This window comes from Microcystis sp. M015S2 (assembly GCF_020245945.1).
In the GTDB taxonomy this organism is placed as follows: Bacteria; Cyanobacteriota; Cyanobacteriia; order Cyanobacteriales; family Microcystaceae; genus Microcystis.
On the sequence record NZ_JADBTX010000050.1, the window covers coordinates 32,315 to 50,895 of the forward strand.

The 18,581-nt window shown below is 41.5% G+C and carries 18 protein-coding genes; 12 read left to right on the plus strand and 6 right to left on the minus strand.

The features are described from left to right. Positions 1–135: 135 nt before the first annotated feature. From IM473_RS10380 to rfbC, 3 genes are read right to left on the minus strand one after another with little or no spacing between them, the layout of a single operon-like run. A complete protein-coding gene (locus IM473_RS10380) occupies positions 136–1,209 on the minus strand; it encodes a glucose-1-phosphate thymidylyltransferase (RefSeq protein WP_287657692.1) in 1,074 nt (357 codons plus the stop codon). Positions 1,210–1,213: 4 nt separating this feature from the next. Then, positions 1,214–2,089, minus strand: a complete 876-nt coding sequence (rfbD, locus tag IM473_RS10385; protein WP_287657694.1) for a dTDP-4-dehydrorhamnose reductase — start codon at positions 2,087–2,089, stop codon at positions 1,214–1,216. A gap of 5 nt (positions 2,090–2,094) precedes the next feature. Continuing rightward, a complete protein-coding gene (gene rfbC / locus IM473_RS10390) occupies positions 2,095–2,640 on the minus strand; it encodes a dTDP-4-dehydrorhamnose 3,5-epimerase (RefSeq protein WP_287657696.1) in 546 nt (181 codons plus the stop codon). A gap of 133 nt (positions 2,641–2,773) precedes the next feature. On the opposite strand from rfbC, the gene bioB reads away from it, so the two are divergent. Genes bioB through lspA form a run of 3 tightly spaced genes read left to right on the plus strand, consistent with a single transcriptional unit; the run spans position 2,774 to position 4,969 of the window. After that, positions 2,774–3,868 (plus strand): biotin synthase BioB, encoded by a 1,095-nt coding sequence (bioB, locus tag IM473_RS10395; protein WP_287657698.1) that lies wholly within the window; start codon positions 2,774–2,776, stop codon positions 3,866–3,868. Further along, entirely contained in the window at positions 3,840–4,490 is a 651-nt protein-coding gene (locus IM473_RS10400; protein WP_287657699.1) for a biotin transporter BioY, read from the plus strand. Before bioB ends, IM473_RS10400 begins: the two co-directional genes overlap by 29 nt. A gap of 11 nt (positions 4,491–4,501) precedes the next feature. Then, a complete protein-coding gene (gene lspA, locus IM473_RS10405) occupies positions 4,502–4,969 on the plus strand; it encodes a signal peptidase II (protein ID WP_287657788.1) in 468 nt (155 codons plus the stop codon). Positions 4,970–5,288: 319 nt separating this feature from the next. Here lspA and IM473_RS10410 read toward each other — a convergent pair whose 3' ends face one another. The 3 genes from IM473_RS10410 to IM473_RS10420 all read right to left on the minus strand — a co-directional run bounded on the left by IM473_RS10410 (position 5,289) and on the right by IM473_RS10420 (position 7,719). Further along, complete coding sequence (locus IM473_RS10410; RefSeq protein WP_002776225.1) at positions 5,289–5,501, minus strand: type II toxin-antitoxin system HicB family antitoxin; 213 nt, start codon at positions 5,499–5,501, stop codon at positions 5,289–5,291. A 94-nt stretch (positions 5,502–5,595) separates the two neighbouring features. After that, complete coding sequence (locus IM473_RS10415) at positions 5,596–5,751, minus strand: type II toxin-antitoxin system HicA family toxin (protein ID WP_108937859.1); 156 nt, start codon at positions 5,749–5,751, stop codon at positions 5,596–5,598. Between the two features lie 174 nt (positions 5,752–5,925). Beyond that, positions 5,926–7,719 carry a fatty acyl-AMP ligase gene (locus IM473_RS10420; protein ID WP_287657700.1) on the minus strand — a complete coding sequence of 598 codons (1,794 nt, stop codon included), beginning with the start codon at positions 7,717–7,719 and terminating at the stop codon, positions 5,926–5,928. A gap of 191 nt (positions 7,720–7,910) precedes the next feature. Here IM473_RS10420 and IM473_RS10425 point away from each other — a divergent pair, with 191 nt between their 5' ends. The 9 genes from IM473_RS10425 (at position 7,911) to IM473_RS10465 (ending at position 18,420) form a co-directional block, all read left to right on the plus strand. After that, the gene (locus IM473_RS10425) at positions 7,911–8,633 is read left to right on the plus strand and encodes a Uma2 family endonuclease (protein WP_287690435.1); all 723 of its coding nucleotides are present in this window, start codon (positions 7,911–7,913) and stop codon (positions 8,631–8,633) included. 143 nt (positions 8,634–8,776) lie between these two features. Then, positions 8,777–11,791, plus strand: coding sequence for an Eco57I restriction-modification methylase domain-containing protein (locus tag IM473_RS10430; RefSeq protein WP_287657703.1), 3,015 nt, complete (start codon positions 8,777–8,779; stop codon positions 11,789–11,791). A gap of 214 nt (positions 11,792–12,005) precedes the next feature. Next, positions 12,006–12,332, plus strand: coding sequence for a XisI protein (locus IM473_RS10435; RefSeq protein WP_287657704.1), 327 nt, complete (start codon positions 12,006–12,008; stop codon positions 12,330–12,332). Positions 12,333–12,461: 129 nt separating this feature from the next. Beyond that, the gene (locus IM473_RS10440) at positions 12,462–12,677 is read left to right on the plus strand and encodes a hypothetical protein (protein WP_072923986.1); all 216 of its coding nucleotides are present in this window, start codon (positions 12,462–12,464) and stop codon (positions 12,675–12,677) included. Positions 12,678–12,721: 44 nt separating this feature from the next. Then, positions 12,722–13,054, plus strand: a complete 333-nt coding sequence (locus IM473_RS10445) for a DUF6883 domain-containing protein (RefSeq protein ID WP_287657705.1) — start codon at positions 12,722–12,724, stop codon at positions 13,052–13,054. 12 nt (positions 13,055–13,066) lie between these two features. After that, the gene (locus tag IM473_RS10450) at positions 13,067–13,294 is read left to right on the plus strand and encodes a DUF4926 domain-containing protein (protein ID WP_002790332.1); all 228 of its coding nucleotides are present in this window, start codon (positions 13,067–13,069) and stop codon (positions 13,292–13,294) included. 52 nt (positions 13,295–13,346) lie between these two features. Further along, complete coding sequence (locus IM473_RS10455) at positions 13,347–16,706, plus strand: helicase-related protein (RefSeq protein WP_287657706.1); 3,360 nt, start codon at positions 13,347–13,349, stop codon at positions 16,704–16,706. A gap of 337 nt (positions 16,707–17,043) precedes the next feature. Then, positions 17,044–17,577, plus strand: coding sequence for a 5-(carboxyamino)imidazole ribonucleotide mutase (gene purE / locus IM473_RS10460; RefSeq protein ID WP_287657708.1), 534 nt, complete (start codon positions 17,044–17,046; stop codon positions 17,575–17,577). 42 nt (positions 17,578–17,619) lie between these two features. Beyond that, positions 17,620–18,420 carry a tetratricopeptide repeat protein gene (locus IM473_RS10465; protein WP_002732506.1) on the plus strand — a complete coding sequence of 267 codons (801 nt, stop codon included), beginning with the start codon at positions 17,620–17,622 and terminating at the stop codon, positions 18,418–18,420. Positions 18,421–18,581: the final 161 nt, after the last annotated feature.

Consider the following 18,581-nt stretch of genomic DNA (forward strand, 5'->3'; position numbering starts at 1 on the left):
AGTGCCAGGGATTGGAGTGATTGGGGGGAAAATTCAGGTACTTTTTCCCTGAAAATCGGTAAAATCCTACAGCCTACACCTAGGAAAAACTTTTTGCCGCAAACCCTAATTAAAGGGGTAGTTAATCCCTGATAACTACACTAATTCTACATGGGAATCATCCCCGATCATAAAGCGTAAAGCTTTTGGACGTTGGGGAGCGATTTCTAATTTTGCCCGTCGTCCGATAACACTATCAACTATGCGCTGATGAATGCCAATAATCGTGGCATCTTTGAGAATAACACTGTGTTCTATGTCGGCATCGATTAATTTTACTCCATTAGCCACACTGCTATAGGGACCGATAAAACAATTCTCAATGTGACAATTTTCTCCGATAATGACAGGGCCGCGAATGGTACTATTAATAATTTTACTACCCTGACCAATTTGTACCCGTCCGATCACCTGACTATTAGCATCAATTTCTCCCCGCAAAGCGATTTCTAGACTGGTATCAAGGATAATCCGATTGGCTTCTAATAAATCATCTTTTTTACCCGTATCTAACCACCAACCCAGTAGTTTATTGGCTTCTACTGCTTTATTTTGATTGATTAATTCTTGGATAGCGTCGGTAATTTCTAACTCACCCCGGCCCGAAGGTTGAATAGATGCGATCGCTTGATGAATGGTGGGGGCAAAAAAATAAATCCCCACCAAAGCTAAATTTGAGGGGGGGTCTTTGGGTTTTTCGACTAGGTATAAAACCTTGCCGGTTTCATCTACTTTTGCCACCCCAAAAGCACTAGGATTAGACACTTTTCGCAGGAGAATTAAAGCATCAAGGGACTGTTTGTGGAAAGAGTCTAAAAAGGGCGATAAATCATCCTCAATTAGGTTATCACCCAAGTACATAATAAAGGGGGAATCTCCTAGGAAAGATTGGGCAGTTTTAACCGCGTGAGCTAATCCCGCCGGTTGGTCTTGACGAATATAAGTTATCTTAGCTCCAAACTGTTCACCACTGCCCGTGGTCTGACGAATTTCTTCCCCAGTTTCGGGACTGATAATAATGCCAATATCGGTAATTCCTGCGGCCACAATTGACTCGATTCCATACCATAAAATCGGTTTATTGGCAACGGGAACTAACTGTTTTGCCCCGGTATAAGTTAGGGGACGTAACCTCGTACCTTTACCACCGGATAAAATTAGTGCTTTCATAGTTTTAAAGATTAAATAGTTGGTTGAGCATAGCTTTGAGAGAATCCCGCCAATAGGGAGGAATATAACCCAATTCTTGCGAGATTTTTTGACCGGAAAGAACCGAGTAGGCCGGACGCACCGCCGGGGTAGGATATTCAGCAGAAGTAATCGGAATTACTCTCTGAATTTTTAGGGGAATACCGCTTATTTTTGCCTCCTCAAAAATTGCTTTAGTTAAATCAAACCAACTGGCGACACCGCTATTAGTAAAATTATAGATTCCTGCGGGATTATCGGCATTAATTAAAAGCTGAGTAATTGCCGCGGCGATATCTTTTGCCCAAGTGGGACTTCCCACCTGATCAACAACTACTTTTAACTCCTCTCTTTCCTTGCCTAATCTCAGCATGGTTTTAACAAAATTACTTTTGCCATAACTGCCGTAAACCCAAGCAGTCCGCAGGATAATTGCCTGAGAATTAACAGTTTTAATCTCCTCTTCTCCCCTTAACTTTGATTGTCCATAAACCCCTAAAGGATTAGTTAGATCGGTTTCTAGATAGGGGGTATTTTTTCGACCATCAAACACATAATCGGTGGAAATATGGAGAAATTTAGCTTTAATTTTTTCGGCAGATTCCGCCATGATTTTTGGGGCTGTAGCATTGATAGAATAGGCTAAATCTGGCTCGGTTTCGGCTTTATCCACTGCCGTATAAGCGGCGGCATTAACCAGATAATCGGGGTGAATTTCCCTAATTAACTGGCCGATTTTTTCCGAGTTGGTTAAATCTAGTTCTTCTCGACTGATACTAATAACTTCACCTAACTGCGGTAAAGTTACTTGTAACTCTTGTCCTACTTGACCTTTAGCACCAATTAATAAAACTTTTTTCATCGTCTTTAGGGGAAAACTTCCACGGATTTAAAGGGTTGTCCAGCTTGGTCTTTAGGGGAGAGAATCGGCGGAGTCTCTAGGGGCCAATCAATCCCTAAATCGGCATCATTCCATAAAATAGTTTTTTCGTATTGGGGATAATAATAATTAGTGGTTTTGTAGAGAAATTCTGCTCGGTCGGAGAGGACTAGAAAGCCATGGGCAAAACCTTCAGGAACCCAGAAAATACGTTTATTTTCCGCACTTAAAATACAGCCTACCCATTGCCCAAAAGTGGGGGAACTTTGACGCGCATCCACTGCCACATCAAAAACACTACCGCTCACTACTCGCACCAGTTTACCCTGGGGATTGGGGATTTGATAGTGCAATCCTCGCAGGACATTTTTTAAGGACATAGAGTGATTATCCTGGACAAAAGTGGTATTAACCCCAGTTTTTTCTCGAAAATCTTTCTGATTAAAACTCTCCAAGAAAAAACCTCGATCGTCTCCGTAAACTTGCGGTTCAATAATTAAAACATCAGGAATTTCCGTCGGAATAACTTTCATAAAATCGGAGACAAGATAACTTTTGCGGGTAGTCTAGCACAAAAGGGTATTTTTTTCTAAAGTTTTTTATTAATCTTTCCTCGGTAACTGAATAATGATAAGATGAGCCTAACTTAGTTAGAGCATAAACGACGTGGTACAAGTCTCTACACACACCGCTACTCAATCTATCCCCGTGGAGGGAGAAGCCTTAAAAAACTGGTTACAGACTAGGGCTAATCAGATTATCGCCGGCGATCGACTCAGTAAGCAAGAGGCCCTAGCTTTAACTGCGATCGAAGGTCAGGAAAATATTTTCAGCTTATGTGAGGCTGCCGATCTCATTCGTCAGGCCTGTTGTGGCAATACGGTGGATTTATGTAGCATTATCAACATAAAATCGGGAAGTTGTTCGGAAAATTGCAGTTTTTGTTCCCAATCCGCCCACCATCCCGGTCAAGATTCGCCTATCTACGGTTTAAAAAGTCGCGAGGAAATCGTCAGCCATGCGAAAGCGGCAGCCGAAGCGGGGGCCAAACGCTTCTGTTTAGTTAGTCAAGGTCGGGGATTAAAGTACAATAGCCCTAAATCGCAGGAATTCGAGGAAATACTGGCCACAGTTCAAGAAATCATCGAAACGGCCAAGATTAAACCCTGTTGCGCCCTGGGAGAGTTAACCCTCCCCCAAGCCCAGGCCTTAAAAGAAGCCGGAGTTACCCGTTATAATCACAATCTGGAGGCTTCCGAGAATTTTTATCCTAACGTCGTCTCCACCCACAGTTGGCAGGATCGGGTAGAAACGGTAAAAAACCTGAAAGCGGCGGGAATTCAGGCTTGTACGGGCGGAATTATCGGTATGGGGGAAAGTTGGACCGATCGTATCGATTTAGCTTTTTCCCTGGCGGAATTAGAAGTGGAATCCGTGCCGATTAACCTATTAAACCCCAGAAGTGGCACCCCTTTAGGTCATTTACCCAAACTGGATCCCTTGACTGCCCTAAAAGCGATCGCTATTTTCCGGTTTATTTTACCCCAACAAATCCTCCGTTATGCCGGGGGACGAGAGGCGGTGATGGGAGAATTGCAAAATCTGGGGCTAAAATCGGGAATTAATGCTATGCTGATTGGGCATTATTTGACCACTCTAGGACAACCCCCCCAACAGGATCAGGCGATGTTGGCTGATCTTAGTTTAATAGGAGGAGAGGCCCCCATCCCCGGTGAATACCAACCCCAACAGGCAACCTAAATCACGTCGAGGACGAGAATCTCCGCCGCGGCGCGCTTCCGTATCGGTTCCCAATGAGTTACTCTGGGCTTTGATTGGTTTGTTGCTGACAATTTTTAGTACATTTGTGCCAGTAAGCCTAGCTAGTTGGTCGGCTGCGGGTCTATCTTCGCAAAAATTGGGCATAACTTACCAAATTGGGGCAGTATTGTTAACGGGCTGTCTAGGGGGCAAAAATGCCGGGCTTCTCGCCCAGGTGGCCTATATTTTTCTCGGTTTAACTTGGTTGCCCGTGTTTGCCCAGGGTGGGGGAATGGGTTATCTGAAAGAAGCCAGTTTTGGCTATATTTTAGGCTTTATGCCGGGGGCATGGCTGTGTGGTTGGCTGGCTTTTCGCTGGCGGGCCAAGATAGAAACTCTGGCTTTAAGTGCTTTTGCTGGTTTGTTAGTGATTCATCTGTGCGGTTTATTATATATGCTGGGATTGTCGATTTTTCAGCCCCAAGCCGGTCAAATCACCTTTCCCGATAGTTTGCCCACCCTATTTATGAATTATTCAGTCTGGCCATTTTTAGGGCAGTTAGTAGTAATTTGTGTGGTGGCAATTATTGCCTTTTTCTTCCGTAAATTATTATTTTATTGATGCCACAGCCAATGTTAAAAAAGAATCGCTGGTTTTGGATAGTGGCGGTGCTTGGTCTAATTTTAGACCAATTAACTAAGTATATAACCGTGCAGAGTTTTGAGCAAATTGGTGATACTTTCCCGATTATTCCGGGGGTTTTTCATTTTACCTATGTGATTAATACTGGGGCGGCTTTTAGTGCTTTTCGGGGCGGTGTTGGTTGGCTAAAATGGCTATCCTTATTAGTTAGTTTGGGATTAATGGCTTTTGCTTACTTTGGACCGCATTTAAATCGTTGGGAACAATTAGCCTACGGTTTTATTTTAGCAGGGGCTTTCGGCAATGGCATTGATCGCTTTTTGTTTGGTTATGTGGTGGATTTTCTCGATTTTCGATTGATTAATTTTCCTGTTTTTAATCTGGCCGACGTTTTTATTAATATCGGGATTATTTGCCTATTAATTTCTACCTTTCCCCACAAGTCAAGGGTCCCGTAGGGGCGAAGCATTCGAGCGATAACCTATCGCTGAAACCGTAGATTTCCTATCCGAATGCTTCGCCCTTACTTTTTCTGTTCAAAAAAAATGGGGATTTAGTATTATATTCCTGGAGTCCTGATCATTTAAATATTTTGTAAATCTAGATAATTCCTGTTGAGTACCAATCATAATAAATCTGTTGAGTATAAGCTACATATCAGCAGAGGCACTCATGCAAAAGGCAACCCCCCCAACCCCCCGACATCGGGGGGGGTTGGGGAGAATAGATAATCAGTTTTTAATAACTGGATTTAGTATTACATATTCGTGTGCTTGTTCAAGCAAATAATAAACGTCCTTTAGGTTCAGGAATTTCTCGGCCTAATTCCTGTGCTGTTTCAATCCATTGTTGAATAATGATTTCAGCATTTTGCACAGCTTCTTGATAAGTTTCTCCATCAGCCATACATCCTGCCAGTTCTGGAACTTCAACGATAAATAGTTGATCCTCATTACTCCAGTAAATAATCAGTTCATAACGAATTTTCATCTTGATATCCTAACTTATATTTTAAAATCAGACTACGAATTTGCTTAACTTGATAGACTTTGGCTTTTCCTTGTTTGGGTTGCAGATTTAAAATTTATTCAACTCCTTCTTTAGTAAAAATATGATGACTTCCTCCTATTCGTTGATCAAATCCTAATTTCCTCAGTAGTTGACAAAGTTGCTCGAAGGGAATGTTAGCATCAGAATTACCTAAAAGAATTTTAATCAATAATTTATCCTGTTTACTCATACATCCAATATATATACAAGCAAAATAGTCGGCTCTCTCAACATCATGGTATAAAGTGTTTGTAAATGTGAAATTTTGGGCGTTTACTCTAGCTTTCTCCCTAACTTTAATCCCTAACCTAATCTTAACACGATTAGTTATCCTCGATCGGGTGAGCATTGCCCACCCAAAAAACTATGCTTCTGTTGCAGAATTAGAGCGATCAAATTTACTAACTAACTGAGGATTTTCTGACCAAGCATCGATAATACTCATATTACCATTGAGAAAATTCTGTTTAATAGCGCGACGTTGAATTTTGCCGCTGGCAGTTTTGAGAATTGTTCCCGATTTAGCCAGGACAATCGCATGGGTCATAATTTCGTGTTCTTCGGCGATTTCCTGACGGATATCAGCAATTAATTTGGCCGTATCTAATTCGCCGCTGCGACGTTCCAATTCCTGGACAATAACTAACTGTTCCTCACCGTTATCTTCAATGGAAAAAGCTGCGCCATAATCGGGACGAAAAACCTCATTAAGATGCTGTACTGACCATTCTAAATCTTGGGGATAATGATTACTGCCACGGACAATAATTAAATCCTTAATCCGTCCCGTGATATGTAATTCCCCATCGAGAAGAAAACCTAAATCTCCTGTGCGTAAAAACGGTCCTTCTCCTGTATCAGCAAGATAAGCTTGAAAAGTTTCTTTAGTTGCGTCTTCCCGTTGCCAATATCCAGCGGCCATACTGGGGTCACTGGCCCAAATTTCGCCCACTTCATCGGCTGCACAAAGGGTGAAAGTATCGGGATTAACCATAGCTATACGGGTATCACAGACGCGACGACCACAACTGGGGACGGATCTAACTCCAGTGGTTCGATCGGAACCTACAGGGACAATTTTACCGCGTTCGTAGGCGGTTGCATCCAAAGTGGTGATAATTGGGGTGGTTCCCTTGGGTTTATTGGAAATCAAGAGGGTATATTCAGCTAATCCGTAGGCAGGGGCGAAAGTTGACCAAGAAAAGCCGTAATCTGCAAAAGTATCGACAAATTTGGCCATTACCTTCGGATTAATCGGTTCGGCGGCATTTCCCGCGGCCTGCCAACTACTAAGGTCTAATTCCGCTAAATCGGCAGCTTTAATCCTGCGAGTACAAAGATCATAGGCGAAGTTGGGGGCTTGACTATGAGTAACTTTGTACTTAGTAATATTTTTTAACCACTGCATCGGACGCTTAATAAAAGCAAAGGGAGACATGAGATAGCAGGGTGTCCCGTTGTAGAGGGGGACGGTGATACCTTCGACTAACCCGTAATCGTGAAAATAGGGCATCCAAGTGAGGGTAACGCTATCCGGTTCGTAACCACAAGCTTTTTGCAAGTAACCGCAATGGTGCATCAGATTAAAATGACTTAGCATCACCCCCTTGGGGATATTAGTCGAACCGGAGGTATATTGCAGATAAGCAAGCGCCGATTTATCCACCTGGGGATCTTGCCATTGGTCCGCTAGGGAAATATCAATACTTTCGGTAGTAATCCACTTCATTTGGTCGAATTCTGGGAATTCTTCTTTAACACCTTCAATAAGAGTCAAAATACTTTCGGTAACTAGGGCAAAGGTGGCATTAGCATCCTTGACAATTGCCCGTAAACGGGGCAAAGTGCGCTTAAGTCGTCCCGATTCCGGTGGGGGGACGGGAATGGCAATCACTCCCGCGTAGAGACAACCACAAAAAGCGGCCACTACTTCTAAACTTTGAGGATAGAGTAACAGGGCCCGTTCTCCTTGGGCCTGGTATTTTTGCAAATAGGCGGCGATTGCTCTTGCTTGGCGATCGAGTTCACTGTAGGTTAAAGGTGGGGTTTCTTTTTTACCATCGATAAGAAAAGTGTAAGCATGGCCCTCTGGTTGTGTCGTGGCGCGGTAACGTAAGAGTTCTACTAGGGTTGCGGGTTGAATTAGGGTTTCAGTCATCGTTGTTATCGGGCTTATTGGCGCTATTGTATAGAAGTTTTAACATATTTGCCCATGGCGCTAGGATAAAGTGCCGAAGGCGATCGGTCAAGGGTGTAGGATTAAGTTAGGGGCAGAAATCCCCCAGCACCATCTCTAAAGTAGTGGGAAAAAGCTACAATTAATTAACTCTAAAATACCGGGAAAAAGTCATGACAGCCCTAGACATTATCCCAGAAGTTACCTGTGCCCCCACAGATTTATGGAGTGATGAACCACCCGTGGAAAGTGATCTACACCTGCAACAGATCATCATTCTCCTTAGTTGTCTAGAATTATTATGGCGCGAGAGGAGTGACTACTACGCTTCGGGAAATCTAACCATCTACTACAACGAAGAACAACTAAAAAAGCGCGATTTCTGGGGTCCCGATTTTTTTGTGGTTTTAGATACCGAAAAACGTCCCCGCAAAAGTTGGGTAGTCTGGGGAGAACAGGGTAAATATCCGGATGTAATTGTCGAGATTCTCTCCGATTCTACGGCCAATATTGACCGCAATAACAAGAAAATTCTCTATCAGAATATCTTTCGCACTCCTAATTATTTTTGGTTCGATCCTAATAGTTTAGAATTGCAGGGATTTAGACTAATTGAGGGACAATATCAAGCCATTTCTCCCAATGAACAGGGTTATCTATGGAGTGAACAGTTAGGATTATATTTAGGGATATTTGACCGTAAACTGCGTTATTTTACCGTCGATGGTCAATTAGTCCCCACTCCTCAAGAAGCGGAATTACAGCAACGACAGGCAAAAGAAGAGGCTATTTTAGAAAAAGAACAGGCTCTTTTAGAGAAAGAAAGGGAACGTCAGGCTAAGGAAAAATTAGCACAAAAACTACGAGAATTAGGCATCGATCCCGATACAATTTAACTGAAGTGGCAAAAGTCCTAAGTAGTCAGATGTTAAAATCACACACCCCCCTTATTAAGGGGGGATCAAGGGGGGATCAAGGGGGGATTTATAACCAGCTACTTAGAGAAAGTAAACCTAAATGAGAAGTCATGTAAAAAGTTATGAGTGATATTGAACTTCGGCAGTCAGTTTATGACCTTCTTTCATCCCTGAGAGGATTGGATACGCTCAAAAAATTATTCTGGTCTGAGTTAAATTACCAGCGAGAAAATCAAACCCTGTCCCGACGCAATTGGACAGAGAAAGCAGTAGAAGCATTAGCAGAAGATCCAATCTTGTTAGCTTCTGGGGGGGAAGATTTTCGGGTTATTTATGCTCGTCTCAACTCCAATCAACTGCCGCTCAATTTAGAGCGTCTTGTGGTCACTCAACTGCTAAAAGACTATCCCTACGCGCTCTTTATTTTCTCTGATTCTAACCAAGAAAAGTGGCATTTTCTTAATGTTAAATATGATGTTAAACAAGAAAAACGCCAAGTTTTTCGACGCATTAAAGTCAGTCCGGGAGAACAGTTACGAACCGCCACAGAACGCCTAAGTTTACTAGATTTAGATAATATTAGTTCCGAGTCTCCTTTAGCGATTCAGGAACGTCATGATGAAGCTTTTGATGTTGAGAAAGTTACTAAGAAATTTTTTGAACAGTATCGCTCGGTCTTTGAAAAAGTTGAGCAATTAATTACCAAAACTCTCCCTAATGCTGACCAGAGAAGACTATTTACTCAGAAGCTATTTAATCGCCTGATGTTTATTGTTTTTATCCAGAAAAAGGGTTGGCTGAAGTTTAACGAACAAACAGACTATCTAGAAACATTATGGCAGGATTATCGAAATGATAACAGTAAATCGGACAAAAACTTTTATAGAGATCGTCTGACTCATCTGTTTTTTACGGGACTAAATAATCCCCAACAAACGGATATTATTGGTATCAATAACGGTGGTTTTCTTCGGCAAATAATCGGCACAGTTCCCTATCTAAATGGCGGATTATTTGAACAAGATGAAGATGATCGCAATCCTAAGATAATAGTACCCGATCAGGCGATCGATGTTATTTTTCATGAACTTTTTAGTAATTTTAATTTCACGGTGACTGAGAGTACACCCCTTGATGTGGAGGTAGCAGTTGATCCAGAAATGTTGGGAAAAGTGTTTGAAGAATTAGTCACTGGGAGACATGAATCAGGCAGTTATTATACACCTAAACCGATTGTTTCTTTCATGTGTCGGGAAGCATTGAAGGGATATTTAAACAGTAAGTTAAATTCTGAAAACAAAGAAGCGATTGAGCTTTTTGTGGATGAATATAATGCTATTAATTTAAAGAATCCAGAGGCAGTTTTAGCATCATTAAAACAGGTTAAAGTTTGCGATCCTGCCTGTGGAAGTGGAGCTTATTTATTGGGAATGTTGCATGAGTTATTAGATTTGCGTCAGTGTTTATTTGCCACTAAAGGCATTGATTCTAAGACGGTTTATCAGCGCAAATTAGAAATTATTGAAACCAATATCTATGGAGTTGATATCGATCCTTTTGCGGTTAATATTGCTCGCTTAAGGTTATGGCTTTCCCTAGCGGTTGAATATGAGGGAGACAATCCGCCACCGCTACCCAATTTGAAGTTTAAAATCGAAACAGGAGATAGTCTAACTGCTCCTAATCCCCAAGGTTCTGGGATGGTGCGCGAGGAGTTTATCCATCGGTTTCGGGAAGCTAAAGCGAAGTATTTAAGAGCGCATTTAGGCAGTGATAAACAATCTCTTGAGCAGGAGATTAATGAGGTTAAAAAACAGATTGCTTTATTAACTCATGGCAGTGCTTCTGTGATTGCGAGTGATAAGGAAGCTATCTCAAAAGGTTTTGATTGGGTGGTAGAGTTTGCGGAAGTATTAGCAGAAGGAGGTTTTGATATTCAGGTAGCTAATCCTCCCTATGTCAGACAGGAATTAATTAAAGATTTAAAACCAACTTTAAAGAAGGTTTTTCCTGAAGTTTATACGGGAACATCGGATTTATATTGTTTCTTTTATGGGAGAGCGTTACAGTTACTTAAAACTGGGGGAATGTTAGCGTTTATTTCCTCTAATAAGTGGTTTCGAGCAAAGTATGGGGAGAAGTTAAGGGAGCATATTGCTGATACTTGTCAGGTGAGCAGTATTACCGATTTTGGTGAATTGCCAGTATTTGAAAGTGCTGCTGTTTTAGTGATGATTTTTCTTGCACAGAAGCAAGCAAATATGAAAGAAGATACTCAATTTACTCAAGTTCAATCTTTAGAATCACCTTATCCTGATATTAAAACTGTTATTAGTGAACAGGGAACAGTTTTACCTAACAATTCTTTAAATGGTAAAAATTGGCTATTAAGTGATTCTACTACGGCAAGTTTAATCAATAAAATGTCAGCAGCAGGTATTACTTTAGGTGAGTATGTTAATGAAAAAATTTATTATGGTATTAAAACTGGTTTTAATCAAGCTTTTGTGATTGATGGTGCAAAACGAGCAGAATTAATTGCTAAAGATACTAAAAGTGCAGAAATTATTAAACCTTTAGCTGTAGGTGCTGATGTGCGTAAATGGTGTATTAGAAACAAAGATAAATACCTAATCGTTACTACCATTGGAATTGATATTAAAAAATATCCTGCCATTTTTGAACATTTAAACCAGTGGAAGCTCGAACTAGATAAACGCTATGATAAAGGTAAATTTTACTGGGAATTACGCGCTTGTGCTTACTATGCAGAATTTGATAAACCTAAGATTGTTTTTCCAGATATCGCAAAAGAGTCACGTTTTTCCTTAGATGAAAAAGGTCTTTATATTAACGATACAACCTTTATGATTCCAGTTTATGATCTTTATCTTCTGGGGGTACTTAATTCATTAACGGTATTAAAATATTATCATCAATTAAGCCCTCAGATTTTGGGGGGACATTTAAGATTTAAACGCCAATATATCGAAAAAATCCCCATCCCCCTCGCCTCTGAATCTGAAAAAGAACCCATCATCAAATTAGTACAAAAATGCTTAGATGCCAAAGGGGTTAACTGTGAAGAATGGGAGAAAGAGATAGATGAGAGAGTAGCTGCGTTGTATGGATTGTAGGGGGTTAGATACCCGAATTATTAAAGAAGTCGGGTTTCTGAAATCATCACAGCGAATCTGTTAAAATAGAGGTAAATAACCCAGTCGTCAGATGAGAGAGTAGCGGCATTGTATGGATTGTGAACCTTAAGATTGTTACAAGATGCTAAAATTAGGAAAACCTGCTAAAATCAGGATATGCCAGCTAGGGATATCACAGAGAGGAGATCGTAGAATGGCAATCAACTACAGTGAATTAGTTAAATCCCTCATTGAAGAACAAGCTAAAATTCAGCAGTCTAGTGAAATTTCCCTAGAAATAATCTTTGACGATCTGAGAAAACATTATTTATTAGTACAAGTTGGTTGGCATAATAATCATTGGATTTATGGATGTCTTTTACATTTAGATATTATTAACAACAAAGTTTATATTCAACAGAACAACACAGAAATTTCAGTAGCTGAAAAGTTAGTTAAACTAGGAATTACTCAAACAGATATTGTCATCGGATTTCACTCTCCATTTAAACGAAAATTCACAGAATATGCCATTAATTAGGAGTAAAAATAATATGGAAAAACAACTTATCAAGCATTACAATTACCGATTGAATTAATTCAGAAAACTCTCTCTATTCTAGATCGTGAAACTGCCGTCTTAGTTGAGCAAGCTTTATCCTAAACTACCATGAAAATACAAGGAATTATCAAAGGCAATACTATCGAGCTATTAGAGGATTTATCTCTTCCTAATGGCGTAAAAATTTCTCGGTCAATCCCCGATAATTTAATTCAAAAAAAATTATTGTGGGAAGACTTAGAAACTCTTATTGGAGTATGGAAAAATCAACCAGAACTCGATGATATATTTTCTGAAATTGACCGAGAGCGCCATAGATCATAGTTCAATCAAGGCAGCAGAGACAATGATTAAGGAGGTAGTATAATGTGAAATTAACCAATCCTAAAAATACCATCATTGATGATAACAAATTGACCAGTTATGCCCTGAATCTAAATCATTCAGATGGACAGCATAAAGCTAGGGTTTTTAAATCCGTCTTAAACTTAGATATTAATAACGTTCAATTTCTTAAAAATGCACTCCTAGAAGCAGTTAAAACCTATGATGCTATTCCTGACAAAATCAATCAATATGGACAAAAGTATGTTATTGATTTTCCCCTGACTCATCAAAACAAAACCGCCATTATTCACAGTGTTTGGATCATCAGAAATGACGAAAACTTTCCCCGCTTAGTGACTTGTTATGTACTTTAAGGAGATAATCAAATGAAACTCTTAGATGTAGTTGCCTTATTAGAAGACTTACCCCAATTAGGATTATATTGCGGACAAGTCGGAACAATTGTAGAAGTTTATGAACCGACAGTTTTTGAAGTGGAATTTAGCGACACATCAGGACGTGCTTATGCTATCGAAACCTTACAAGAAAATCAACTAATGTTATTACATCATTCTCCCTTAGAACCTAAAAATTTAGCTGTAAATATAGGGTAAATTTTCTTAAAAAACATTATTGATATAACAATTCTCTTATGGATATCGAACTATGCCTACCCACGACATCATCGACAATCGCCAGCAAAAATTAGTCGATAACATCAACCAAATTCTCCACTCTTCAGAAGCCGCTCATTTTGCCGTCGGTTACTTTTTCCTCTCCGGCTTTACTGCGATCGCACCTCGTCTCGCCACCATCCAACAAATGCGCCTCCTAATTGGCAACACCAGCAACCGGGAAACCATCGAACAATTAGCAGAAGGCTACCGCCGCTTAGAACTAATTAAAAACCATCTGGAAGCACAAGAATACCCCAAACGGACAGAACGCAAGCAGATGGCAACAGAAACCGCCGACAATATTCGTTCCAGCGTCGAACTAATGGACCAAACAGATGAAGCAGAAACCTTAGTAAAAAATCTGGTTCAAATGATTGAAGAAAAACGCCTTCAGGTGCGAGTTTATACTAAAGGGCGACTCCATGCTAAAGCCTATATCTTCGACTACGGGACAATTTATAACCAGCAGGGACAACCTTTGGAACGTCAAGAAAAAGGCCTTGCTATCGTTGGTTCTTCTAACCTTACTTTATCAGGAATTTCCCACAATACCGAACTTAATGTTATCGTTCACGGTAATGAAAATCATGCCAGTTTAACAGAATGGTTCAATCAACTTTGGCAGGAAGCAACAGAATTTGATGAAACACTGATACAGTCTTTAAAACAGTCTTGGGCGATGATGCCAGTACGTCCCTACGACATCTATATGAAAACTCTCTATATGCTCGTGCGCGATCGATTGACAGAAGAAACTGCCAGCGAAATGATGATAGATAACGAAATTACCGAGAAACTAGCAGACTTTCAAAAAGTAGCAGTTAACCAAGCTGTTAAACTCATCCGCGAGTATGGAGGTTGTTTCGTTTCCGATGTGGTAGGACTAGGAAAAAGCTTTATTGGTGCTGCCATTGTCAAACGCTTTGAACAAGTAGAAAAAGCCCGCCCCTTAATTATTTGTCCAGCACCACTGGTGGAAATGTGGGAACGCTACAACGAAATTTATCAACTTAACGCCCGCGTTTTATCGATGGGATTGCTGCGGGAAGATGAAACCAGTGGCATCAGAGTTTTATTAGAAGATTTTAAATACAAAGATCGAGATTTTATCTTAATTGATGAAAGTCATAACCTGCGGAATGCCGCAACCCAAAGATATAAAATCGTCGAAGCCTTTTTAGCAGCTGGGAGACAATGCTGTTTTTTAACAGCAACTCCTCGCAATAAAAGTGCTTGGGATATTTACCATCAGATTAGGCTCTTTCATCAAGATGATAAAACAGATTTACCCATAGATCCGCCCGATCTAAAAGAGTATTTTCGATTAGTAGAGAAAGGAGAAAAACAGTTACCTGACTTGTTATCTAACATCTTGATCCGGCGCACTCGCAACCACATTTTACGCTGGTACGGCTTTGATGCCAAGACTCATAAACCCGTAGATGCAGACAATTTCAAGGATTATTTAAACGGAAATCAACGCGCTTACGTTATTGTGGGCGGTAAGCATCAGTTTTTTCCCAAAAGAGAACTACAAACCATTGAATATAGTATTGAAGATACCTATCAAGGACTTTACCAAGAACTGCGCCAATATTTAGGGAAATCTCGCCAACAGCAACCAGCTAACCCTCGTAAAAATGAACTTTGCTATGCTCGTTATGTTTTGGGAAATTATGTATTACCAAATAAGCGCAAACAAGAACCATTACTCAGTTTACAAACTGGGGGAGCAAATTTAAGAGGACTGATGCGAGTCCTGTTATTCAAACGCTTTGAATCTAGCGTTTATGCCTTCCAACAAACTGTTAAGAAATTACTGCAAGTCCATCAACGCTTTCGAGAAGCTTTACGCCAAGGAATTATCCCCGCCGGGGAAGAAGCTCAGGCAATTCTCTATGAACCAAACAATGGGGAAGAACAAGACATTATCGATGCCTTGAGTCAGGCATCTGGGAAGTATGATCTAGCTGATTTTGATGCCCCAAGATTGCAGAAACACCTCGAACATGACATCCAATTGCTAGAGAAAATTTTGCACTTAGTTGAGCCAATTACCCCAGACAAAGATGCGAAATTACAAACCCTTAAAAGCTGGTTGAATAAACCTCCGCTGCAAGATAGCAAGTGCCTCATTTTTACTCAGTATGCTGATACCGCCTCTTACTTATATCAAAACCTCAATCCTAACGGCGATCGAGACGATCTAGAAGTCATCTACAGTGGCGATAAAAATAAGGCGCGGGTAGTGGGAAGATTTGCCCCTAAAGCCAACAAATACTATAAATTTCAACAGGGAGAGTCGGAAATCAAAACTTTAATTGCTACCGATGTTTTAGCCGAAGGTTTAAACCTACAAGATGGCAACCTGATTATTAATTATGACCTGCATTGGAATCCCGTCCGACTTATTCAAAGGTTTGGTCGGATTGATCGGATTGGCAGCGAGAATGATGTGGTTTACGGCTTTAATTTTCTCCCAGAGACTGGATTGGAGCGGAATCTAGGATTACGGCAAAAACTCAAAAACCGCATTCAAGAAATTCACGAAACCATCGGGGAGGATGCGGCAATTCTCGACCCAACGGAACAGCTTAACGAAGAGGCTATGTATGCGATTTATGAAAAAAGTGGTAGTCATCAATTAAGTTTGTTTGAAGATGAGGGAGAATTTCTCGACCTCAATGAAGCGGAAGAAATTCTCAGACAAATCCAGCGAGAAAATCCGGCTGAATACGAACGGATAGCTAACCTGCCTCACGGCATCCGAACGGCTCGCTTTTCTCTCAATAAGGGCATAATTGTCTTCTGTGAAGCTTCTTATCCTAACCGCAAAGATTGGAAGGGCTACCAGCAATTATATTGGCTCGATGAACGGGGAGAGATCATATCAAAAGATACTGCCCGCATTTTAGGAATGCTCAAAACCAACCCAGAAGAAGCAGCACTGCCGCTGCCCAAAAATTACAACCAAGCAGTGATGCAAGTCAAGGTTAAATTTGCCCAAGAAGTCCAACACCGCCAATCGGAACGGGAGTACAGCCGTTCTCTGACTCAAGCACAGCGCTACATCTTGCGAGAATTGGGACTGCTGTTTAAAACCACTCAGGATGAAGAAATCCGTAAGCAGGTTAACCTATTAGAACAGGCCTTTCGCCAACCGATTACCACTGTACTGAAGCGCGAGTTAAACCTGATTAAGCGCCGTAGCCTGACAGGAGAAGCTTTGTTTAGCGAACTGAAGAAATTATACAGCCAACATGAGATGCGGGACTGGTTAGATCGCCGCCGCTTGCAAGGTGAGGAGCAACCAATTCCCATCATTATTTGCAGTCAGGCTTTAGTTTAGAAACGGCGATCGGTCAAGGTATAGGATTAAGTTAGGGGCAAAAATCCCCCCCGCCTTATCTGTGCAATTGTGGTAAAAAGCTATAATTAATCAATCCTAAAATACCGGGAAAAGTCATGACAGCCCTAGACATTATCCCAGATGTCACCTATCCCCCCACAGATTTGAAGCTGAGTTACAGCAACGACAGGCAAAAGAACAGGCTCTTTTAGAAAAAGAACAGGCTCTTTTAGAGAAAGAAAGGGAACGACAAGCTAAGGAAAAATTAGCCCAAAAATTGCGAGAATTAGGCATCGATCCCGATACAATTTAGGGGAAATATTATTTTCTAGTAACTATGGTGACAGCAGCGCCCCTAGTGGGTGTAATTATGGGCAGTGATTCCGACTTACCCACCATGAAAGAAGCGATCGCAGTTTTAGAGGTTTTTCAGATTAGCCACGAAGTCGCCATCGTCTCGGCCCATCGTACCCCCGAAAAAATGTTTGAATACGGCAAAAACGCTCATTTAAGGGGAATAAAAGTGATTATCGCTGGAGCTGGCGGCGCTGCCCATTTACCCGGGATGGTGGCATCTTTAACCCCCTTACCCGTGATTGGGGTTCCCGTAGTCACGCGCACTTTACAAGGGTTAGACTCTCTCTATTCAATTGTACAGATGCCCGCAGGCATTCCCGTGGCCACGGTGGCGATCGGTAATGCCAAAAATGCCGGACTTTTAGCGGTTCAAATTCTCGCCACCGGTAATGCTGAGCTTTTAGAGCAAGTTATCGCCTATCGTCAATCCCTCAGCGATTCCGTCCTCGAAAAACAAAGCAATCTTCAACGACTAGGCTATCAAGACTATCTAGAGCAGAGTTCACCTAAGTAGGGTAGATTGAGAAAAGATTAAGTAACAAATTATGAAGTAATTATGCGTTGGATCACCGCTTGTGTATTGAGTCTATTGCTCTTTTTTGCCCTACCCATAGCGGCTTATGCCGATAGCCCGACTATTAGCGAAGAACAGATTAGAGAAGGGGAAGTTATCGCCGAAAAAGCCCTAGAAGCCACAGAAAAAGGGGATTACGCCCAGGCCGAAAGCTATTGGACCGAATTAGTCGCCAAATTCCCCACTAATCCCGCCGTCTGGAGTAATCGCGGCAATGCCAGAGTCAGTCTCAATAAATTAGAGGATGCGATCGCTGATTTTAACCAAGCGATCGCCATTGCCCCCGATGCTCCCGATCCCTACCTCAATCGCGGCACCGCTTTAGAGGGAGAAGGCAAATATCAAGAAGCGATCGCCGATTATAATAAAGTTTTAGAACTAGATCCCAATGATGCCTTTGCCTATAACAATCGCGGCAACGCTGAGGGCGGTTTAGGGGACTGGGAAGCCGCCGTCAAAGACTATCGCCAAGCCACTCAACTGGCCCCGAATTTTGCCTGGGCGCAAGCTAATCTGGCTCTGGCCCTGTACGAATTGGGCAGATATCCGGAAGCAGTCCAAAAAATGCGGAATATTGCCCGCAAATACCCCATGTTCCCCGATGTCAGAGCCGCCTTAAGCGCCGTTTTATGGACCCAAGGACAACAGGGAGAAGCGGAAAGCAATTGGGTAGCCGCCGTCGGCATGGATACCCGCTATCAAGACCTTGATTGGGTAAAAAGCGTGCGTCGTTGGCCGCCAAATATGGTTCTAGCCTTAGATAAGTTTCTTAACTTAAAGTAAAGAATTACTAAATAGTAACTTTTCTAGCAGTAGCGGGGCTGAGAGTCCAATTATCCTGAAATCAGCGACTAAGATACAATTGAGGACTGATAGTTCCATTCTCCTCGATCGAATAACCAGGCTCTGGAAAGGAAAAGGAATAGCTAGAGCGGGCCGATGGC

Coding starts and splice junctions, on each gene's coding strand:
- IM473_RS10415 (WP_108937859.1), bottom strand. CDS start 5,751: ATGAGTAAACAGGATAAATTATTGATTAAAATTCTTTTAGGTAATTCT.
- rfbC (WP_287657696.1), bottom strand. CDS start 2,640: ATGAAAGTTATTCCGACGGAAATTCCTGATGTTTTAATTATTGAACCG.
- IM473_RS10410 (WP_002776225.1), bottom strand. CDS start 5,501: ATGAAAATTCGTTATGAACTGATTATTTACTGGAGTAATGAGGATCAA.
- IM473_RS10455 (WP_287657706.1), top strand. CDS start 13,347: ATGCCTACCCACGACATCATCGACAATCGCCAGCAAAAATTAGTCGAT.
- rfbD (WP_287657694.1), bottom strand. CDS start 2,089: ATGAAAAAAGTTTTATTAATTGGTGCTAAAGGTCAAGTAGGACAAGAG.
- purE (WP_287657708.1), top strand. CDS start 17,044: ATGGTGACAGCAGCGCCCCTAGTGGGTGTAATTATGGGCAGTGATTCC.
- lspA (WP_287657788.1), top strand. CDS start 4,502: ATGTTAAAAAAGAATCGCTGGTTTTGGATAGTGGCGGTGCTTGGTCTA.
- IM473_RS10450 (WP_002790332.1), top strand. CDS start 13,067: ATGAAACTCTTAGATGTAGTTGCCTTATTAGAAGACTTACCCCAATTA.
- IM473_RS10440 (WP_072923986.1), top strand. CDS start 12,462: ATGAAAATACAAGGAATTATCAAAGGCAATACTATCGAGCTATTAGAG.
- IM473_RS10430 (WP_287657703.1), top strand. CDS start 8,777: ATGAGTGATATTGAACTTCGGCAGTCAGTTTATGACCTTCTTTCATCC.
- IM473_RS10380 (WP_287657692.1), bottom strand. CDS start 1,209: ATGAAAGCACTAATTTTATCCGGTGGTAAAGGTACGAGGTTACGTCCC.
- IM473_RS10425 (WP_287690435.1), top strand. CDS start 7,911: ATGACAGCCCTAGACATTATCCCAGAAGTTACCTGTGCCCCCACAGAT.
- IM473_RS10465 (WP_002732506.1), top strand. CDS start 17,620: ATGCGTTGGATCACCGCTTGTGTATTGAGTCTATTGCTCTTTTTTGCC.
- IM473_RS10420 (WP_287657700.1), bottom strand. CDS start 7,719: ATGACTGAAACCCTAATTCAACCCGCAACCCTAGTAGAACTCTTACGT.
- IM473_RS10435 (WP_287657704.1), top strand. CDS start 12,006: ATGGCAATCAACTACAGTGAATTAGTTAAATCCCTCATTGAAGAACAA.